Origin of the sequence: Paraburkholderia sp. A3BS-1L, from assembly GCF_051125215.1 — a bacterium.
Taxonomy (GTDB): Bacteria; Pseudomonadota; Gammaproteobacteria; order Burkholderiales; family Burkholderiaceae; genus Paraburkholderia.
Genome location: NZ_CP120443.1, coordinates 677,111 through 694,086 on the forward strand (window position 1 = coordinate 677,111; position 16,976 = coordinate 694,086).

The following is a 16,976-nucleotide window of genomic DNA, read 5'->3' on the forward strand; positions in this document are numbered from 1 at the left end:
AGTGGCAACGATCTACGTTGAAACCACCATCGGCGATATCGCACCTCGGACGGCCGGACGTGCAGGCCGCAAAGCGAGAGAAATGGAAAGGAGAACGATGATGAAGCAGATAAATATCAGGGCCGTGTCCGTGATCGCGGCCGCAGTGTGTCTTGTGATTGGAACTGCAGCCATGGCGGAAGACCTCACGCCGTCAGGCGCCGAGCGCGCGGCCAGCAAGGACGGACTGGTGCCAGCTTTTGCCGGCCGGGAAGCCATGCCAGCAGGCTGGGAATGGGGCAAGGTCCGCGGCGACTTCTGGAAGCACAAGAACGAAAAGCCGCTGTACACGATCGATGCGTCGAACGTCGACAAATACGCCGACAAACTGTCGCCGGGGCAGGTCCAGCTCGTCAAGCAGTTGAAGGGCTACCGCATGGACGTTTATCCGTCCCACCGCGAATGCCAGTTGCCGGAATTCGCCGAGCGGAATTCGACGGCGAATCTCACGACGGCGAAGCTGGCTTCGAATGGCGAGACGATCCAGACCGCGACATTCCCGGGCGTGGCGTTTCCGCAGCCGAAGAGCGGTGCCGAAGCGATCTTGAACTACGAAACGCGCTACCGGGGCGAAGGCGCCGAGTGGGCGCCGGGTGTCACGGTCATTTCCCCACGCCCGGGCAGTAATGACTGGATCGACAGCGTCGGCCCGCAGGTCTTCTACTTTCCGGCGGGCAAGGATGGCAAGACCGCGCCGCAGGACGTCGACCAGTTCAGCCAGGGCGCGTATTTCGAGGTTGACTCACCTGCGGCACTGGCCGGACAGGCGTTCGTGCAACGCCAGTACTTCGACAAGGACTCGGAGACCTACTACTACTTTCCCGGGCAGCGGCGCGTGCGACGCATGCCGGCCTATACACACGATGCACCGCTGATCGGCTACGAAAACCAGTATCTGATCGACGAATCCAACATGTTCAACGGTTCCATCGACCGCTTCAACTGGAAGCTCGTAGGCAAGAAGGAAATGATCGTACCTTACGACGATTTCGGCATGTACACCTTTAAAGACAAGCTGCACGACGTCGCCACGCCCAATGGCATCGCGACCGACCATCGTCGTTACGAGGTGCATCGCGTCTGGGTGGTCGAGGCAACGCTCAAGCCTACGGCGCGCCACGTCGATTCGAAAAAGATCCTGTATCTGGACGAGGACAGCTGGCTGGCACTCGTCGGCGAGGACTATGACGCACAGGGCAAACTCTGGAAGGTGCGCGAGAGCTACCCGATTCCGGTTTGGGAGCTTGGCGGTGCCTGCGATAACGAGCCCTTCGTGCAGTATGACCTCAACAACGGACGCTATGTGTTCGACGCCTCATCAGTTGGTCAGGGCAAGGACATCCACTGGTATGAGCATATTAACGATCCGCGCTTCAAGACAGACTTCTTCACGGCCGAATCGCTGCGCTCGGTGAGCGAACGCTGAGGTTCGACGCAAATGCAGGGGACCGACGCGCGCCGGTGGTGCGCGTCGGCATAAAGGGTGACGGCAGGGGAGACGGATGAAAACGAAGATCATTGGAAGATATGTTGCGGCGTCGCTGGCCATGTTCGGCACGGCTGCAACGAGTGCGTACGGTTACGAATTCAAGACAGGCCTGAACGATCTCACGGGTTCGTGGGTTACCAACCTCACGGCAGGTGCAGGCATCCGCACCAAAAACCCTAGCTGCTCGCTCACGGGCGACCCGAACTCGTTCGGTTGCGGCGCGGGGGCCAACACCAATCAATGGGGCGCGGGCGACGACGGTGACCTGAACTACCGGAAGGGCCAGCCCTTCAGCACCTCCATCAGCGCGACGAGTGAGCTCTTGCTGAAGATGCCGAGCGAAGGGCTCAAGTTCATGATCCGCGGCACAGGCATGTACGACTTCCTCGCCGGCAATACGAACAGAACGCCGCTGTCGAGCACGGCCTCGGCACAGGTCGTATACGACGCACAGCTGCTCGATTTGTGGGGCGAGAAGGACTTCACGATCAAAGGGCAGAACGCTCACGTGCGCCTTGGCAACCAGGTGATCAACTGGGGCGAGAGCATGTTCGCGATGGGCGGCATCAACGCCACCAACTCGCTCGACGTGCAGAAGCTTCTGGTTCCAGGCTCGCAATTGAAGCAGGCGCTTCTGCCCGCGCCGATGATCAGCTTTGCTGCCGATCTTTCTCATGGTTTCAGTACTGAGGATTACTATCAGTTTCAGTGGAACGGCAACCGCTATCCACCGGTTGGCTCGTACTGGTCGCTGTCGAATAGCCTGGGCCGCGGCACCGATCCGTTTACGGTGAGCACCGCCAATCTGAACGTGTACGGCCCCAGCGCGGGTACGATCGCGGGCTCCAGCAGTGGCAACCAGAACGTGCTCAACGGCATCAATACGGGCCTCGTTAGCGGTGCCTACGCGGGGCCGCCCTTTAACGACATTGGCCTGCCTGTCAACTGGCAGGCGCCGTCGAAGTACCATCCCCAGTTCGGCATGAAATTCAACTATTCGCCGCGCTCCTTCGATGCGAACTTCGCGGTCTATTACGAGAACTACACCGACAAATCACCGGTGCTCTCATCGCTGGCCAACGGCACACTGGGCTGGTCGTATCTGCAGAACCGTCAGCTCTTTGGCGCGAGCGCGAACTTCGGCATCGGCAACTGGGCGATCGGCACCGAGCTGTCGTACCGGCCGCATGACGCCGTGGCGCTGTCGAGCTGTTATGGCGTGGGCGGCCCGCTCGATCTGAACACCAATGGCGTACAGGGTGTCAACTGCCAGCAGTGGGCAGACATGAAGAAGCTGCAATACGACGTCAACGGCATTCTGGCGCTAACGCGCAGCGAGTATCCGTTCCTGAAGCTGATTGGTGCGGACCAGGCGACGCTGACCTGGGAGCTCACGTGGATCTACTATCCCGGCCTGAGCCAGCGTGGCGTCACGCGCACGGTCGATGGCCAGACGGTAACGCAGGTGCCGCAGGCGGGCTACATGCCCTGGCTGAACAACGGTTCGAGTCTCGGCTACCCGATCGGCATGGCGCAGGGCACCTCGAGTTCGGTGGGCGCGACCGTCGATTTCAACTGGACCTACGACGGCACGCTGATTCCCGGCTGGCAGGTGACGCCGGGCATCACGTTCGCCGATAGCCTGTACGGCTATACGCCAACGTTGAGCGCCAACTACATGCAGGGTGCGAAGTCGATGAACCTCTATGTGCTGTTCAACCAGAATCCCGCCGTCTGGCAGGCGGGAATCAATTACACCATGTTCTGGGGCGGGCACAACACCGTGGGCAATCCTTACGCAGACCGGAATTTCGTCGGAATGTTCGTCACGCGAAACTTCTGATCGCGGATTCTGTACGCTATTGAATCACTTGAAGGGAAAATGCCGTGTTAAATCGCCTGGTCAAAAATCTGGAACGGTTCTTCTTCGGTCACCGCATGGCCGTGCTCGTGAGCATCGGCCTGTTCACAGCGGTCATGGCGTTCTTCGCCGTGCAACTGCGCATGGATGCGGGCTTCGAAAAGCAGATGCCGATCGGCCACGAATATATCCAGACCTTCCAGAAGTACCGTTCGGACCTGCTCGGAGCGAACCGGATCACCGTTGTCGTGCGTGCACGCAAGGGCCCGATCTGGACGAAAGAGGGTCTTACGCGTCTGTACAAGGTGACCCAGGCCGTCACGTACCTGCCTAACGTCGATCGCGGTGGCGTGCAGTCGTTGTGGACGCCGAACGCCTACGTGAACGAGATCACCGACGAGGGCTTTCGCGCCGAGCCGATCATCTCAGGCACGATCACGCCCGACCAGCTCACGTCCGACGTTGTCGCGAAGATCCGCCGCGCGACCACGCTCGGCGGCTATGTCGGCACGCTTGTCTCGCACAACGAAGACAGCGGCATGATCACGGCCGAGCTCAACGAGCGCGACCGCAACGGCAAGGTGCTCGATTACGTGGCGTTCAATCATCTGCTCGAAGCGCAGATCCGCAAGCCGTTCGAGGATGCTGGTTATGAGGTGCAGATTATCGGCTTTGCCAAGCAGATCGGCGACATCGCCGATGGGGCGACGGCCGTGCTCGGTTTCTGCGGCATTGCGCTCCTGCTCACGGCGCTCGCGGTTTACTGGTACTGCCATTCGGTGCGCTTCACGGTGCTGCTGATTTCGTGCTCGCTGACGTCGCTCATCTGGCAGTTCGGCACACTCAGGCTGCTTGGCTTCGGGCTGGATCCGCTGGCCGTGCTCGTGCCCTTCCTGGTGTTCGCGATCGGCGTCTCGCATGGCGTGCAGCAGGTAAACTTCATCGTGCGCGAGATTGCGCACGGCCATAGTTCGTTCGACGCGGCACGCCACAGCTTCAGCGGACTGCTGATTCCCGGCGTACTGGCGCTGATCACGGCATTCGTTTCGTTCATCACGCTGCTGCTGATTCCGATTCCAATGGTGCGCGAGCTGGCCATCACGGCATCGCTGGGCGTCGCGTACAAGATTGTGACGAATCTCGTGCTGCTCCCAGTCGCAGCTTCATGCTTCAACTTCACGAAAGCGTATGCGGACAGCGCGCTCAAGCGCAGCGAACGGCGCTCGGCGTGGCTGCGCGGGCTCGCGCGCATCGCGCAGCCACGCTATGCAGGCGTGACCGTGGCCCTGACGCTGGTGGTGTTCGCACTCGCCGCGTGGCAAAGCCGCGACCGCGTGATCGGCACGCTGCAGCCGGGTGCGCCAGAACTACGTGCGGACGCGCGTTTCAACCGCGATGCCACGTCGATCGCCTCGAGCTACGACATCGGCCTCGACTGGCTCACGGTCGCGATCGAGTCGGCGCAGAAGGGCTGCGATAACCCCGCGGTCGGCCTGTACGAAGACGACTTCACGAGCGCGATGCGTACCGAGCCCGGTGTGGTGTCGGCGCAGTCGTACTCGGCGATGCTGCGCCGCTATAACCAGGGCTACAACGAGGACTACCCGAAAATGAATGTCGTGCCGATAGACTCAGAGAATTATGGGGCGGTGTCGGTGGACGCGAGCCGGGTGAAAGGCTTCATGAAGACGGACTGCAGTATGACGGCGGTACACCTGTTCCTCACCGACCACAAGGCCACGACGATCAGCCGGATTCTGGACGATGTGAAGACGTACCGTTCAACGCATCCGTTCCCGGGCATCACGGTGAGGCTCGCGGCAGGCAATGCGGGCGTGCTGGCCGCGACCAATGAGGAGGTCGAGAAAAGCGAACTACCGATGATGCTGTACGTGTACGCGGCCATCCTGATTCTCGTGTTCCTCGCCTATCGAGACTGGCGCGCGATGCTCGCATGCTGCCTGCCGCTTTCCGTGGGGACTTTCATTGGATACTGGTTCATGAAGGAACTGCAGATCGGGCTCACGGTGGCCACGTTGCCGGTGATGGTGCTCGCCGTGGGCATCGGCGTGGACTACGCGTTCTATATCTACAACCGGTTGCAGGTGCATCTCGCGGGAGGTCAGAACATCGTCAAGGCGGTGCAGCACGCGATGCTGGAGGTAGGCGTGGCGACGATCTTCACCGCCATCACGCTGGCGATCGGCGTGGCGACATGGAGCTTCTCGGCGTTGAAGTTCCAGGCCGACATGGGCAAGCTGCTGGCGTTCATGTTCCTCGTGAACCTGCTGATGGCGATGACGGCGCTGCCGGCGCTGGCCTCGGTGCTGGAGCGCTGGTTCCCGCGTCGCAAGCCGGCGCGTGCGCCGGGCCTGTTCAGCCATTGATGTCTGGAGACGAAATCATGATCAAGACGTTTGTTGCCTGCGCGGCGTTGTGCGCGAGTGCGGCGGCCTTCGCACAGCCGCAGGGTGGAGTAGCGGACTGGGCAGCCAAACCCGCGCATGCGTGGAGCGCCCCGGCGCACATGATGCTCATGGACGCGGCGCGCGCCGGTTCGCGCATTGTCGCGGTGGGTGAGCACGGTGTCATAGTCATTTCGGATAACGAGGGAAAGACATGGAGCCAAGCGCGTGAGGTGCCGGTCTCGGCAACGCTGTCGGCTGTCACTTTCACGGACGCGCAGCACGGCTGGGCTGTTGGCCAGTGGGGCGTGATTCTCGCGACTGACGATGGTGGCGAGACGTGGCAAAAGCAGCGCATGGATATTTCGGTGGATCAGCCACTGTTCTCCGTGTTCTTCACCAACACGCAAAACGGTATGGCAGTGGGTCTGTGGTCGCTGATGCTCGCCACGCACGACGGCGGCAAGACGTGGACGAAGGTGACGGTGCCCAAGCCTCCGGGCAGCGGCCGGGCAGACCGCAACCTGTATCACATTTTTGCGGACAAACAGGGCGCGCTCTACATCGATTCGGAGCAAGGGATGGTGCTCAAGTCGCCGGATGGCGGCGCGAACTGGAGCTATCAGGCTACGGGCGGCAAAGGCACGCTATGGACCGGTGTAGCGCTCTCCGACGGGCGAATCGTCGTGGGCGGACTGCTCGGCAGCCTGTACCAGAGCAGCGACGGCGGGGCAACGTGGACGGCGCTGAACGCTGGCACGAAGAGTTCGATCACCGATCTCGTGGCGACTAAAAGCGGACTGATGGGCGTCGGACTTGATGGCCTTGTGTTCCGGCAACGCGAGGGCAGCACGTCGTTCGAGGTCCATCAGCGCGAAGATCGCGCGACGCTCACGGCCGCGCTGTTCAATCGCACTGGCAAGCCGGTGTTGTTTTCTCAGGATGGGGTGCTCGACACTCCCGGAGCGAAGTGATAGCGCATTACGTGGGGGGCGACCGAACTAGCAGATTTATGCAATAGGAGTGCGACATGAATGCTGATGCCATCGTGGGCCGGGCTCGCAACTCTGCTGATTTCCGTCGCGGTTGCGGCTAAGGCGCACGCCGGTGATTAGCTTCCCCCGGAGCAGTCGATTCAGCATTCCGTGCAGGTATCGAGTGCAGGGCCGGTCGACACGGGCGCACAGACTGAAACGGCTCGCGCGGACGTGCGCCGGGCTGCGAGCGTCGGCCCGGCGCCGGGCAAGACTCGGGCGCAAGTTCGTGCCGAGCTCCTGCAGGCCGGAGAGGAGGGAATGCTTCTGCAGCGCTGGGGTGACTATCCTCCCAGTGCCGCGGCACGGGCGCGCAATCGGGGGAATTATTTGCTTCTGGAACAGGTGTGGAAGGAAGAAGGGATCACTCCGGCGACGAGCGCAGGCAGATCAAGCGTATTTAACTAGGAATGCAGATAAAATTGCTGGTGGCGACGAAGCGAGTTGTGGGTGGGAAATCGAAGGTCGGTGCGTAGGGGATGGCACGGGTGTTGTTATCGCCAACGTGAAGATATCGATGAACGAGTGCAATGAAATTGCTGTCGAGCAAGCGATGCCTTTGAAGTCGGGAGCTCTTCCACAATTCTTCACTGGTTCTCTATCTTGTCATCCAACATCAAACGTTTACCCCTCGCTTTCGGATGAAAGGTTTGGTTAGCGAGTCTTAACGGGGGCCGAAGTGAAAAATATTGCTACGAGCATCAAGTTGAAGGTCGCGTTTGGCTCGAGCATCTGTGTGATTCTTCTCTCCGCGATCGGGTTGTTCGGGCTCTATGGGCTTTACACGCTGAATGCGAATCTGAACAACGCCTTCTCGGGGCATGTGGTGCCGATCAATGAGCTATCGGAAGTGCGCGCAGCGCAATCGGATCTCACGCTTCAAATCGCTCGGATCGAAATGTTCGCTGAGCCTGCTGTCACGCGCGATGCCATTGAAGCGATTCGTGCCGATCAGGCGCGTATCGACGAAGCATGGAATAGCTACTACGGAAAGGGAATCCGTAGTAGCAGGGAGCGAGATCTTGCTATAAAGATCCGGGATTTGCTTACGCAATTTACGCATGTCACGGACGACGCCATCGACGCTTTGAACACCGGCAACGATGACGTCGCTATTCCCATCATCAAAAAACTCGTTCCGATCGGAACGCAGTTGACGGGCGTATTAGCGGAGGACGCCGCGCTGCATCTCGCACGGGCCAGGCAGTTCGTGGTGGATAGTGGGTCGACCTATCAAAGCGTTTTATGGATCGCGATCGCGCTGGTGGTTCTCGGCATTGCATTGACAGCCGGCGTTTCGATCTATCTGACGCGCGCGATTTCGCAGCCGCTCGGCAAGGCCTTATCTGTGGCGAATCGAATTGCCGACGGCAACCTCGAGAATGAAATCTCGACGCAGGCACGCGACGAATTCGGCGATTTGCTCGAAGCGCTGAATCGGATGGGGCACCAATTGAGTGACACGGTGCGCGGCATCAAGGACATCGCTGAATCGGTGGCCGTGGCATCGCGCGAAATCGCCATCGGCAATTCGGATTTGTCGGCCCGAACCGAGAAGCAGGCCACATCGCTCGAGGAAACCGCGACGAGCATGACGCAATTGACGGAGACGGTAAAGCACAATGCCGATAGCGCGCGAGAGGCCAACGTGCTGGCCACTCGTGCCACGAGCATGGCCGATGCAGGTAACGAGGCGGTGCGACACATGGTCGGCACGATCGAGGAAATCAGCGGGAGTTCGAACAAGATTACCGACATCACGACCGTCATCGAAGGCATCGCATTTCAGACGAACATCCTTGCACTGAATGCTGCAGTCGAGGCGGCGCGCGCCGGCGAACAAGGCCGCGGGTTTGCCGTGGTCGCGAGCGAAGTTCGCAGTCTGGCTCAGCGTTCCGCCGCCGCCGCGAAGGAAATCAAGGAATTGATCGCCTCGTCAGTGGCGATGATTCAAAACGGCGCGAAGCAGGCGACGCAGGCGCGGGAAACGATAGGCGAGGTCAAACTCGCGATTGAGCAAGTTTCGTCGATCGTCGGTGAAATTGCGCAGGCCTCGGAAGAGCAGACGCGCGGCATCGAACAAGTCAATCAAGCGATTGTTCAGATGGATGAGGTGACGCAACAGAACGCCGTATTGGTGGAACAGTCCGCACAAGAGGCGCAGGCCCTCAAAGAGCAGGCGCGGGTGTTGAACGATGCGGTATCGGTCTTCAAACTCGCGAATGCGCTAGCCAAACCGAGGGTGGACGGCCACGCGAAGGCTGACCTGCTCACCGGATCGCTATCATCATTTCGAACATGAGGTCGATGTTCGGCGACTGCGCCTGCGGGCCGAACATCAAGCTCGCGACACTGTTGGTTTGCGCTCCGATCAGCGTTCCCGTGGGAGGTATTCGCGCGCCGTAGCGAACGCGTCGATATCGCGTACGCGGTTGACCTGGATCGCCCGATAGGTGGACTTGGGGTCATCGCCTCAACCACGCCAGAGCGTGTCCGGAATCTGAGCGGGGGTGAAACTATCAGCGACGCGATTTTGGAAGAGGGCATGATGTCCGTAAGCGCTCAATTCGCCACACCTTGATGGCTCGCGTTGTTACCGGGTAACGGAAGCCGGGGTATGCGTGTTCGGCATTTTACTTTGATATGCTAACTAAATATATTACCCGAAAGCGAGGGGGTAAACGTTTGATGTTGGATGACAAGACAGAGAACCAGTAAAGAATTGTGGAAGACGCTTGAGCCGTCGCTGCCAGAGCGGTCATGCTCGGCAAAAAGCGGACGTCCCTGGATAGATGACCATTTCAGCATTCAATGGCATTTGTTCGTGCTGCACACAGGAATTCCATGGGAGGAACTGTGATGGAAATGGACTTCGGCAGTGGCATGAAGTGCTAGGGTCGGCTGCGTGACTGGCAGAACGCGGCGTGTGGGAGTCCCTGCATCTGGCGTTGCTAACGCGATTGCGTGGATGCGATGCCGTTGACTGGAGCCGTGCGAGCATCGATGGCGCAAGCTTGGCCAGCCCCGGGGGCGAACAGCCGGGGACGAACCCGACCAATTGGGGCAAACTCGGCAGCAAGCGCCATATCGCAGTAGACCGGCCGGGTATCACGCTGGTACTCATGGTCACAGGCACCGACCGGCGCGACTCGAAAGTGTTTGAGGCGGTGCTTAACGCGATTCCAGCGGTGCCGGGTCGCGGTTTTGTAGAACAGTTATGTTAGCGACTCGAAGCGCTGAGTAGCGTTCTGAGCGCCGCCTGTCGCGGTTGGGCACGAGTAATAGTCCCTCAGGGCGTCTGTGAGCAGATGCTTGCAGGTGGGGCGGCGCATGGCAGGAAGTCGCAGACGTGATACGCCGAGAGCGACACGGATATTATGAAGAGACGCTGCGGACGTTGCCGCAGTGAGGTTCAGTGCCTCGGAGTAGGCGGCAGCAGCTTGCTACTTCCGCACTAACTTGCGGGTGCTCTTGACGGTAGGGTTAGAGGCCGAAAGTGCCGACGCATAGGAGACCAACATCCTGCTGGCATGGTCGACATCAGCGGCCAGACGTTTTGGATCTTGCTGGGCAAACCATGAGAAAAGCAGCCCGTCGACCAGAATAATGATCAGCCGCGCGATGGCATCCAGGGCCTTGGCATCCGCACGCGGCTCGGCAGCGGCCAGGTTGGTGCGGGTACCTTCCAGGGCTAAACGAAAGGCACCAATGGCCATATCGGGCTGATGTCTGAGCGCCCACGTAAACAATTCTGACTGGGTCTTCGCGTAAGTCGGGTTTGCCGCGAACCAGGCCATTACCGCGCGCAGGTTGTAGTCCGCAAGATCGGACAGGGTGCCGTGTTCCGGAGCGTCTGGGCTATCCGAGCGGATCGAATCGATCAACGTTTCATAGACAGCCAGCAATAGCTCGTCCTTTGAATGAAAAACGTAGTGCAGGGAAGCTAGCGGACAGCCCGCGGCCTCGGCGATGCGACGGGTCGTGGCCCCCTTCACACCGTGTTCTGCAATAACCGCGACTGTGGCCGCTACGAGGTCCTGGCGGCGGACTTCAGCCCGTACTCTCAGCATAGGCTAGAGCTCCGTTTCATGTCTTAGTTTAAAGGGGGTACCCGGGCAGGGTAATCGAATGCCCCGATATTAACATGACGATGGACGGCATTTCGTAATCAACGGCATGGCATTGGCCTGCAGGTATGTTGCGACGCTATGGCGGCGAGAGAAATGCAGTTGGCAGGAGTTTGCCAGGAATGTCCGCGGAGTTCCGCGCCGAGTACGGGAACTGGTCGGCGGGTAACAATGCAACCGGTCGGAACCATTTCATCCCGGCGCCAAAACTGCGGCCACCGATGCGTCGCTGTACCTGAGCAAACGCCACGGAGTCGACGCGAAGTGGCAGCATGCTTCGCGAACCACGGGCGGATTCATTCATAGGTCATCGGGCCGGCACATCGAACAGTTTCCGTTTGTCACGCATCGGCCAGGTTCCCGTTTTGATGTTCTTTCCCCAGACGGAGCACAGATGCGACGACTTGGCGTGGGAGCGTGAAAGGGCGGTCATGCGCCCCTTGAAATTGGTGCAGTTGCCTTGGTTTTGGAGCCCTCATCATAGGGCTAATGGAAACCCCGTATTCCATCTGTGTTTTTGAGGCATAAACTCTGGGCTGCGGGCACATGGTCAATTGATCAAGTTTGTTGGCTTGCACCACTACTTGACCTTTGAGCATCAGTTGGTGCAGTTGATTCCCCGCTACCGGGCGCGCGTCCCACTACAGGAGGACGCGTTAGCCGCAATGCAGGAGGAAGACGAATACGTGGAACCGGTTGGCATGGCCTTTGCTTTATTGTCAATTGACCAAGTCATATGATTTATTCGAGCCAGGCATGATGATGGATATCTCCAGGTAACGTGGTCAACGATAAGGGTACGCGAATGAAAAAAGCAATTGCTGTCTTGGGATTAGGGGCTATGGGGTCTGCCATTGCCGCCTGCCTGATTGAAGATGGTGCGGAAGTCGTCGTCTGGAACAGAAAACCGGAAAAGGCGCAACGCATGCAGGAGTTGGGAGCCAGAACTGCCGATAGCGCCACGGCAGCCTGTGGTCAGGCGGACGTAGTCATCGTGGTTACTGCGACGCCGATTGATCTCGCAGCGGATTTCAAGGAATTGGGCGAGCGCCTGAAAGGAAAAACAGTTGTAAATCTTGCTACGGGGCGCCCATCCGAGGTCCAGGCGCTGGATCAAATCGTGAGTGGTGTTGGAGCAAAATTTGTCAACGGGACAATTCAGTGCTTCCCACCCGATATCGGCACCGAGAATGCAGTGATCCTGTTTGGTGCCGATGAGAAGATCTGGCGCGATGCTGAACCCATTCTTCGGAAAATCGCACCGCAATCCACGTACATCAGTGCAAGATCCGACGTTCCGAATGTGCTCGATATTGGGCTAACAGGGACATTCGTTTTTGGTGCTGGCGCAGCTTTCCTGGAGGGACTCCGGTTCGTAGTGAACTCAGGCGTTTCAGTCGACGAACTACGTGACCTAATTCCGACCTATATCGCAGGCCAGAGCAAATTCATCGAAGGTTTGTTCGAGTCAGTTGCAGCTTCAGATTATCAGGCTGGGGGCGCTGACCTACGCGTCTATGCCCGGGCTACCGGGATTTTCCAGCAGGCGCAGGAAGATATCGGGCAACCGCCGCGAATTCTGAAGGCGCTACGCGAGCAAATTCTGTCGTCCATCGAACTGGGTGGTGGTGACCGAGGATTCGCTGCATTATTTAACCATTAACAACTCTTTTGAGGAGTCGTCATGTCATTGCAGCGCCTTTCAATTAACAGTACTCCTGATGACCTTGCGGAAGCAGTCAGGCAGGATGGTGGCGCAATCGTCAAAAATTTTCTCGGCGCTGACCTGCTCGCGCGTATCAGAAGTACGCTTTTTGACATGCTTGAGTCGGCTCCTAACGGAGTAGATGAGTATTTCTCGGGTACGCAGACGCGGCGAATGTCGCGTCTCTTCGCGCGTACTGACTGGATGGCCGAGGTCGCTTTGCATCCGCTCTATCTGGGCGCGGCGCGCGGTATTCTGCAAACACCGATCAAGATCTGGAGCGGTGAGAACCAGATCGACGTAGCTCCGGATATTCAGGTGGGTGTTACGCAAGCCATTCAGATCCGACCGGGTCAAGGTCTTCAGCCCTTGCATCGTGACGACTCCGTGTGGCTTTGGCGCCACCCAAGCTATGGGCGTGAAGCCAGGTTTCAGGTCATGGTTGCGGTATCTGATTTTACAGAGGAAAACGGAGCCACCGTTGTCATCCCGGGTAGCCACAAGTGGGATGACGAGCGCATGCCCAGGCAAGAGGAAGCCATCCCCGCAGTGATGGCTGCGGGCGACGCTCTTTTCTTCATTGGCTCCACCTATCACGGTGGCGGGAAGAACACTAGCGATGCACCGAGAACCGGTCTGACGATGTCTTATGATTTGGCGATCCTTCGACAGGAAGAGAATCAATACCTCACGTTGCCCATTGAACGAGTGAAGAGTTTCCCGGAAGAGTTGCAGCGATTGCTCGGTTGGACGTACGGAACCACGTTTGCAGGTTTTGTTGAGCGTGATGGACAAATGTCGGATCCGAATGAACTGTTGAAAATGAAGGATTTTCTCGAGGTCGGACATTTCGATTAACGGACGCCGTAGGTGGTGGGGTATTAGCCTGTTTTTCAGGTGACAATTGGGAGCTCACCACCTAAAGGCATCGTGCTCGATTGGGACCATTTCTGGAGTCGGTCGACAGGCGCGCGTCTGTGCTGAGAAAGTGGGGTGGTCAGTATTGCAGGCCACCAGGTAAGCCTTAAGTGTACGGCGCTCGCTAGCCGGGGTCGACTGTCGGTCCTGCACGTCGCTACGATTGATGGCGTGATTGCACCACAGGCAATCTCGGGTTACGGGGCCGCACTGGAAGGAGAATGGAAGGGTGGGATGCGCATTCTGAACATACGTGTCCATGGGGTGGCTATTCCACGCCAGCATTCGATGCGTATCATGTATTCCCATGTCGGTTTCGATATTGACTGGTTGAGAATTACAAAATCCACCGATATTTCGGCTGGCGATGGGCGGGCAAGTTTGGTATGACGATTTTTCGATCGGTTGAAGAATTCTTCGAAACAATGCAGGTACGGATGCAGGCAAGAGGGCGATTTGTACGCCTCGACGCGATCTCGCATTCGTGTAAGCGACAAGGAGTAGATCGTGAATTATGAAATTAAGGGAATCCGAAAAATTGCTCTGCTTTATACGGGGGCGGTAGTCTGGACGCCAACCTACTTGCTTCCATTCAACATTGAAGAGTCAATGGCGCGGTTCCAGCTTTCCGAAAGTTGTGCTGGGTGGCTTGCCTCCGCTGTACTTCTCTGTCTTGCCCTTTCCATCATCATTTCGGGGCGGCGCTTGGCGACGCTGAACAAGAGATCGGGTGCGGTTATTGCTGCTGCGATTGCTATTGCGTCAACGTGCGCAATGTTTTCAAATAACTTTTATATCTTTGCTGCTGCAAAATTAATTTTTGGAATCGCTTTGGGTGTCAGCTGTGTTTGCGCGTACGGGGTAATTGCACATGTTAAACATCCCGAGAAAGTTACGGCTCAGGTAGCACAATCTATGGCCATAATATTTTCCTTCGCGATGTATATCGTGCCAATCGTAAATGCGAAGATTGGCAATATCGGAGTGGATGTAGTTCAACTCGGAATTCTCGCGATAGCGCTATTTATCGGTGCATTTATGCATCCGGCCATCAATGCAAACGAGCAAGGTGTCGCGAGGGAAGCCATCAAGTCCCATGCGGTCCGAGGGATTCTGGCGAGCGCATTTCTCCTCTACGTTTCGCAGACGGCCCTCTTCGGTTTCGCCGCAGAGATTGCCGCAACTCGGGGCGTTGAAGCAGACCAACTCGGCATTCTGTTCATGGTAAATGCTGCCGCCCAATTGCCAGTGGGGATAGTGGTCGCCTGGCTAGGTGATCGTTTTGGTTTGTTCAAGCCGATCGCTTTTGGACTCGTCCTGCTGATCGGATGTAGCTTGGGAATGTATTGCGTGGGCGGCAAGTGGGCATTTCTCGTGTCAACCGCCCTCATCAGTGCAGGCGCAACATTGGTTGGCCCCTATATGTTTGCGTCACTCGCTCACATGGATTCTAGCGGGAGAAGCACTGCGACCTGCGCGTCAGCAATCAATCTTGGCTTGGCGGTCGGTCCTGCAATTGCGGGCACAGTGTTCAGTGTGGCTGGTTTGCACGCGGTCGGCTGGCTTTCCGTCGGGTTGCTTATTGTGCCGATCTTTCTGAGCAGCGTTGCGATCCGACAGTTCAGTCGACGCATTCCCGCGCAGCTATCGCTTGACGCGTAAGGCAAAGTACGAACCCAACATATATCGGCATCGCCATCTCGCGTCGAGATGGCGATGAAAAAATTGGCGCCAACGTGGGCAAGCGTAATAGTTAATAAAATCCTTCATGGTTATTAGAATTTGTCATGGAATTGAAATTCCATCTTTTTTGCCTTGCTGATCTTGCGCTGATAGCGACTTCCCTTGTCTATGGCGTGAAGTTTCTCAAGAAACGCAACTGCCTCCTCGGGCTTGAGTGGGTGATTACGACGTTCTCGGCGACGAATTTAATGATCAATGCCTTAACCGGAAGGCACGTCTTCTATAGTATTTCACTCTTTTGCGATGCATTTTCCAGAGGCTTCGGTGTACCAGTTATCACCGTCGTGGGCATGATGGCCGTTACGCATCGCTATAAGCCATCGATTTTCGCTGATGTCGTGTATATGGTGGGCGCACTGGCGGGAACCGTTGTGGTGTGGACAGCAGGTTTCATGGTTGAACCTAAGCCGTATTTCTATCTGGTGACGTGGTCCTTGTTCTCGGTTTACCTCGTCTACGTTGTCGAGAGGTTGCTGAGCGTTGGAGAGAAGCGTAACGCTGTGGGCGTGATCTTGGCGCTGATATCCACGCAGGTTATTGCGAGCACCTATGACTTCTACCATATACCTGGCGACGACGATCACATGATTTTTTATATATTCGCGCTGCTTTCATGGTCTTACATGTCCGTTTCATTGTATTACAGTTATTGTGCGTTGGAGCGCGCGCGGGAAGAGGAAAAGAACCTAAATCGAGGTTATACCCTTGGCAGCCTGGAACAAAATCCGTGGTGATTGTCCTGCCACCGCCGAAATATCCTAGTGTTTTCATACAGAAGAATAGATATGGCTACTTTAATCGTGAGCTATCCCGCTGTAGAGGGTTTGGCATTTGATCGCGAGTACTATCTTGGGACCCATGTCCCGCTCGTACGAGCCGTGTGGGGCGAGTTTGACCTGCATTCAGCGGAGGTTCTGTTTCCGGCGTCAGGTCCACAGCCCTTTGCATGCGTAACGGTACTGCGTTTCAACGATCAGGCAGGAATCGATGCCGCCCTCTCTTCTGCGAGAACAGGCGATGTGGTCGGCGATGTGCCGAACTTCACCAATGTCCAACCGACGATCTTCCGTGCAGGAAACTGACTTATGCGGCTCGATTTTGTTGTGCTGAAATGAGTGCGACTTGCGCTTTGCGGAGTTCCGAAGGCGCCGTTCGTCGCGTGCATCAACGCAGCGGACCCGGCTCCGGCGAACCCCACCGTCCACTCGCGGATGCACAGGAGGAGCCATCGCCTTTCTGATCCCTTCGAACGAGGTCGATGATCTGGACCGGTCTGGCAAGCGCTGGATTCAGCGTAGCCGGAAGGTGCTCGTCGAGCAGATGCTTGCGGACTGGTACACCGATTCGGCACCGTGACCGCGCAACCGGGCCATCAAGATGTTCCGGGAGTGGTGCGCAATCCGCATTCACTCCATCGTACTGAATTCCCCCACCTGTGGGTATTACAAAATCCCCCAACTGGAGACACGCGGAGCATGATGCTCGCGCGGTCTGGCAGGACGTTACCTTGCACCCCTCGAATGAAGAAGATGGGGGTGTTGGAGTGAATGTCTTGAAGCCGCATCTTCAAACAACCATCGCCACGCTCATCGCCGCGGACAAACGTCAGCGGGAGATTGCCTGGATTACGGGAATTGATCGGAGGGCGACCCATA

At 57.6% G+C, this 16,976-nt stretch carries 13 protein-coding genes and 2 pseudogenes; 14 read left to right on the forward strand and 1 reads right to left on the reverse strand.

Annotation, left to right across the window (positions count from 1 at the left end; genetic code table 11):
• Positions 1 to 82 precede the first annotated feature (82 nt).
• From P5W99_RS18205 to P5W99_RS18240, 8 genes and pseudogenes are all read left to right on the forward strand, one after another.
• Positions 83 to 1,465, forward strand: coding sequence for a DUF1329 domain-containing protein (locus P5W99_RS18205; RefSeq protein ID WP_421027065.1), 1,383 nt, complete (start codon positions 83 to 85; stop codon positions 1,463 to 1,465).
• Between the two features lie 76 nt (positions 1,466 to 1,541).
• Positions 1,542 to 3,371 carry a DUF1302 domain-containing protein gene (locus P5W99_RS18210; RefSeq protein ID WP_434664127.1) on the forward strand — a complete coding sequence of 610 codons (1,830 nt, stop codon included), beginning with the start codon at positions 1,542 to 1,544 and terminating at the stop codon, positions 3,369 to 3,371.
• Positions 3,372 to 3,415: 44 nt separating this feature from the next.
• Positions 3,416 to 5,776, forward strand: coding sequence for an efflux RND transporter permease subunit (locus P5W99_RS18215; RefSeq protein ID WP_421026577.1), 2,361 nt, complete (start codon positions 3,416 to 3,418; stop codon positions 5,774 to 5,776).
• Positions 5,777 to 5,793: 17 nt separating this feature from the next.
• Positions 5,794 to 6,768: a WD40/YVTN/BNR-like repeat-containing protein gene (locus P5W99_RS18220; protein WP_421026578.1), complete on the forward strand. Its 975-nt coding sequence runs from the start codon at positions 5,794 to 5,796 to the stop codon at positions 6,766 to 6,768.
• 234 nt (positions 6,769 to 7,002) lie between these two features.
• Positions 7,003 to 7,236 carry a DUF4148 domain-containing protein gene (locus P5W99_RS18225; RefSeq protein ID WP_421027066.1) on the forward strand — a complete coding sequence of 78 codons (234 nt, stop codon included), beginning with the start codon at positions 7,003 to 7,005 and terminating at the stop codon, positions 7,234 to 7,236.
• 8 nt (positions 7,237 to 7,244) lie between these two features.
• Positions 7,245 to 7,393: pseudogene (locus P5W99_RS18230) on the forward strand (electron transfer flavoprotein subunit beta/FixA family protein); the annotation flags it as partial.
• A gap of 114 nt (positions 7,394 to 7,507) precedes the next feature.
• Complete coding sequence (locus P5W99_RS18235) at positions 7,508 to 9,130, forward strand: methyl-accepting chemotaxis protein (RefSeq protein ID WP_434664130.1); 1,623 nt, start codon at positions 7,508 to 7,510, stop codon at positions 9,128 to 9,130.
• A 393-nt stretch (positions 9,131 to 9,523) separates the two neighbouring features.
• A pseudogene (locus tag P5W99_RS18240) lies at positions 9,524 to 10,025 on the forward strand (transposase); the annotation flags it as partial.
• 246 nt (positions 10,026 to 10,271) lie between these two features.
• Here P5W99_RS18240 and P5W99_RS18245 read toward each other — a convergent pair.
• On the reverse strand, positions 10,272 to 10,898 hold the full coding sequence (locus P5W99_RS18245) for a TetR/AcrR family transcriptional regulator (protein ID WP_421026580.1): 627 nt from the start codon (positions 10,896 to 10,898) through the stop codon (positions 10,272 to 10,274).
• A gap of 862 nt (positions 10,899 to 11,760) precedes the next feature.
• Here P5W99_RS18245 and P5W99_RS18250 point away from each other — a divergent pair.
• From P5W99_RS18250 to P5W99_RS18275, 6 genes are all read left to right on the forward strand, one after another.
• Complete coding sequence (locus P5W99_RS18250) at positions 11,761 to 12,618, forward strand: NAD(P)-dependent oxidoreductase (protein WP_434664133.1); 858 nt, start codon at positions 11,761 to 11,763, stop codon at positions 12,616 to 12,618.
• 21 nt (positions 12,619 to 12,639) lie between these two features.
• Positions 12,640 to 13,518: a phytanoyl-CoA dioxygenase family protein gene (locus tag P5W99_RS18255; RefSeq protein ID WP_434664136.1), complete on the forward strand. Its 879-nt coding sequence runs from the start codon at positions 12,640 to 12,642 to the stop codon at positions 13,516 to 13,518.
• A gap of 294 nt (positions 13,519 to 13,812) precedes the next feature.
• Positions 13,813 to 13,968 carry a hypothetical protein gene (locus P5W99_RS18260; protein WP_434664139.1) on the forward strand — a complete coding sequence of 52 codons (156 nt, stop codon included), beginning with the start codon at positions 13,813 to 13,815 and terminating at the stop codon, positions 13,966 to 13,968.
• A 117-nt stretch (positions 13,969 to 14,085) separates the two neighbouring features.
• A complete protein-coding gene (locus P5W99_RS18265) occupies positions 14,086 to 15,240 on the forward strand; it encodes an MFS transporter (RefSeq protein ID WP_421026584.1) in 1,155 nt (384 codons plus the stop codon).
• A 125-nt stretch (positions 15,241 to 15,365) separates the two neighbouring features.
• Positions 15,366 to 16,055, forward strand: a complete 690-nt coding sequence (locus tag P5W99_RS18270; protein WP_421026585.1) for a hypothetical protein — start codon at positions 15,366 to 15,368, stop codon at positions 16,053 to 16,055.
• Between the two features lie 51 nt (positions 16,056 to 16,106).
• On the forward strand, positions 16,107 to 16,403 hold the full coding sequence (locus P5W99_RS18275; protein ID WP_421026586.1) for an EthD family reductase: 297 nt from the start codon (positions 16,107 to 16,109) through the stop codon (positions 16,401 to 16,403).
• The last annotated feature ends 573 nt before the right edge of the window (positions 16,404 to 16,976 follow it).

Coding starts and splice junctions, on each gene's coding strand:
- P5W99_RS18205 (WP_421027065.1), top strand. CDS start 83: ATGGAAAGGAGAACGATGATGAAGCAGATAAATATCAGGGCCGTGTCC.
- P5W99_RS18210 (WP_434664127.1), top strand. CDS start 1,542: ATGAAAACGAAGATCATTGGAAGATATGTTGCGGCGTCGCTGGCCATG.
- P5W99_RS18220 (WP_421026578.1), top strand. CDS start 5,794: ATGATCAAGACGTTTGTTGCCTGCGCGGCGTTGTGCGCGAGTGCGGCG.
- P5W99_RS18245 (WP_421026580.1), bottom strand. CDS start 10,898: ATGCTGAGAGTACGGGCTGAAGTCCGCCGCCAGGACCTCGTAGCGGCC.
- P5W99_RS18250 (WP_434664133.1), top strand. CDS start 11,761: ATGAAAAAAGCAATTGCTGTCTTGGGATTAGGGGCTATGGGGTCTGCC.
- P5W99_RS18255 (WP_434664136.1), top strand. CDS start 12,640: ATGTCATTGCAGCGCCTTTCAATTAACAGTACTCCTGATGACCTTGCG.
- P5W99_RS18260 (WP_434664139.1), top strand. CDS start 13,813: ATGCGCATTCTGAACATACGTGTCCATGGGGTGGCTATTCCACGCCAG.
- P5W99_RS18270 (WP_421026585.1), top strand. CDS start 15,366: ATGGAATTGAAATTCCATCTTTTTTGCCTTGCTGATCTTGCGCTGATA.
- P5W99_RS18275 (WP_421026586.1), top strand. CDS start 16,107: ATGGCTACTTTAATCGTGAGCTATCCCGCTGTAGAGGGTTTGGCATTT.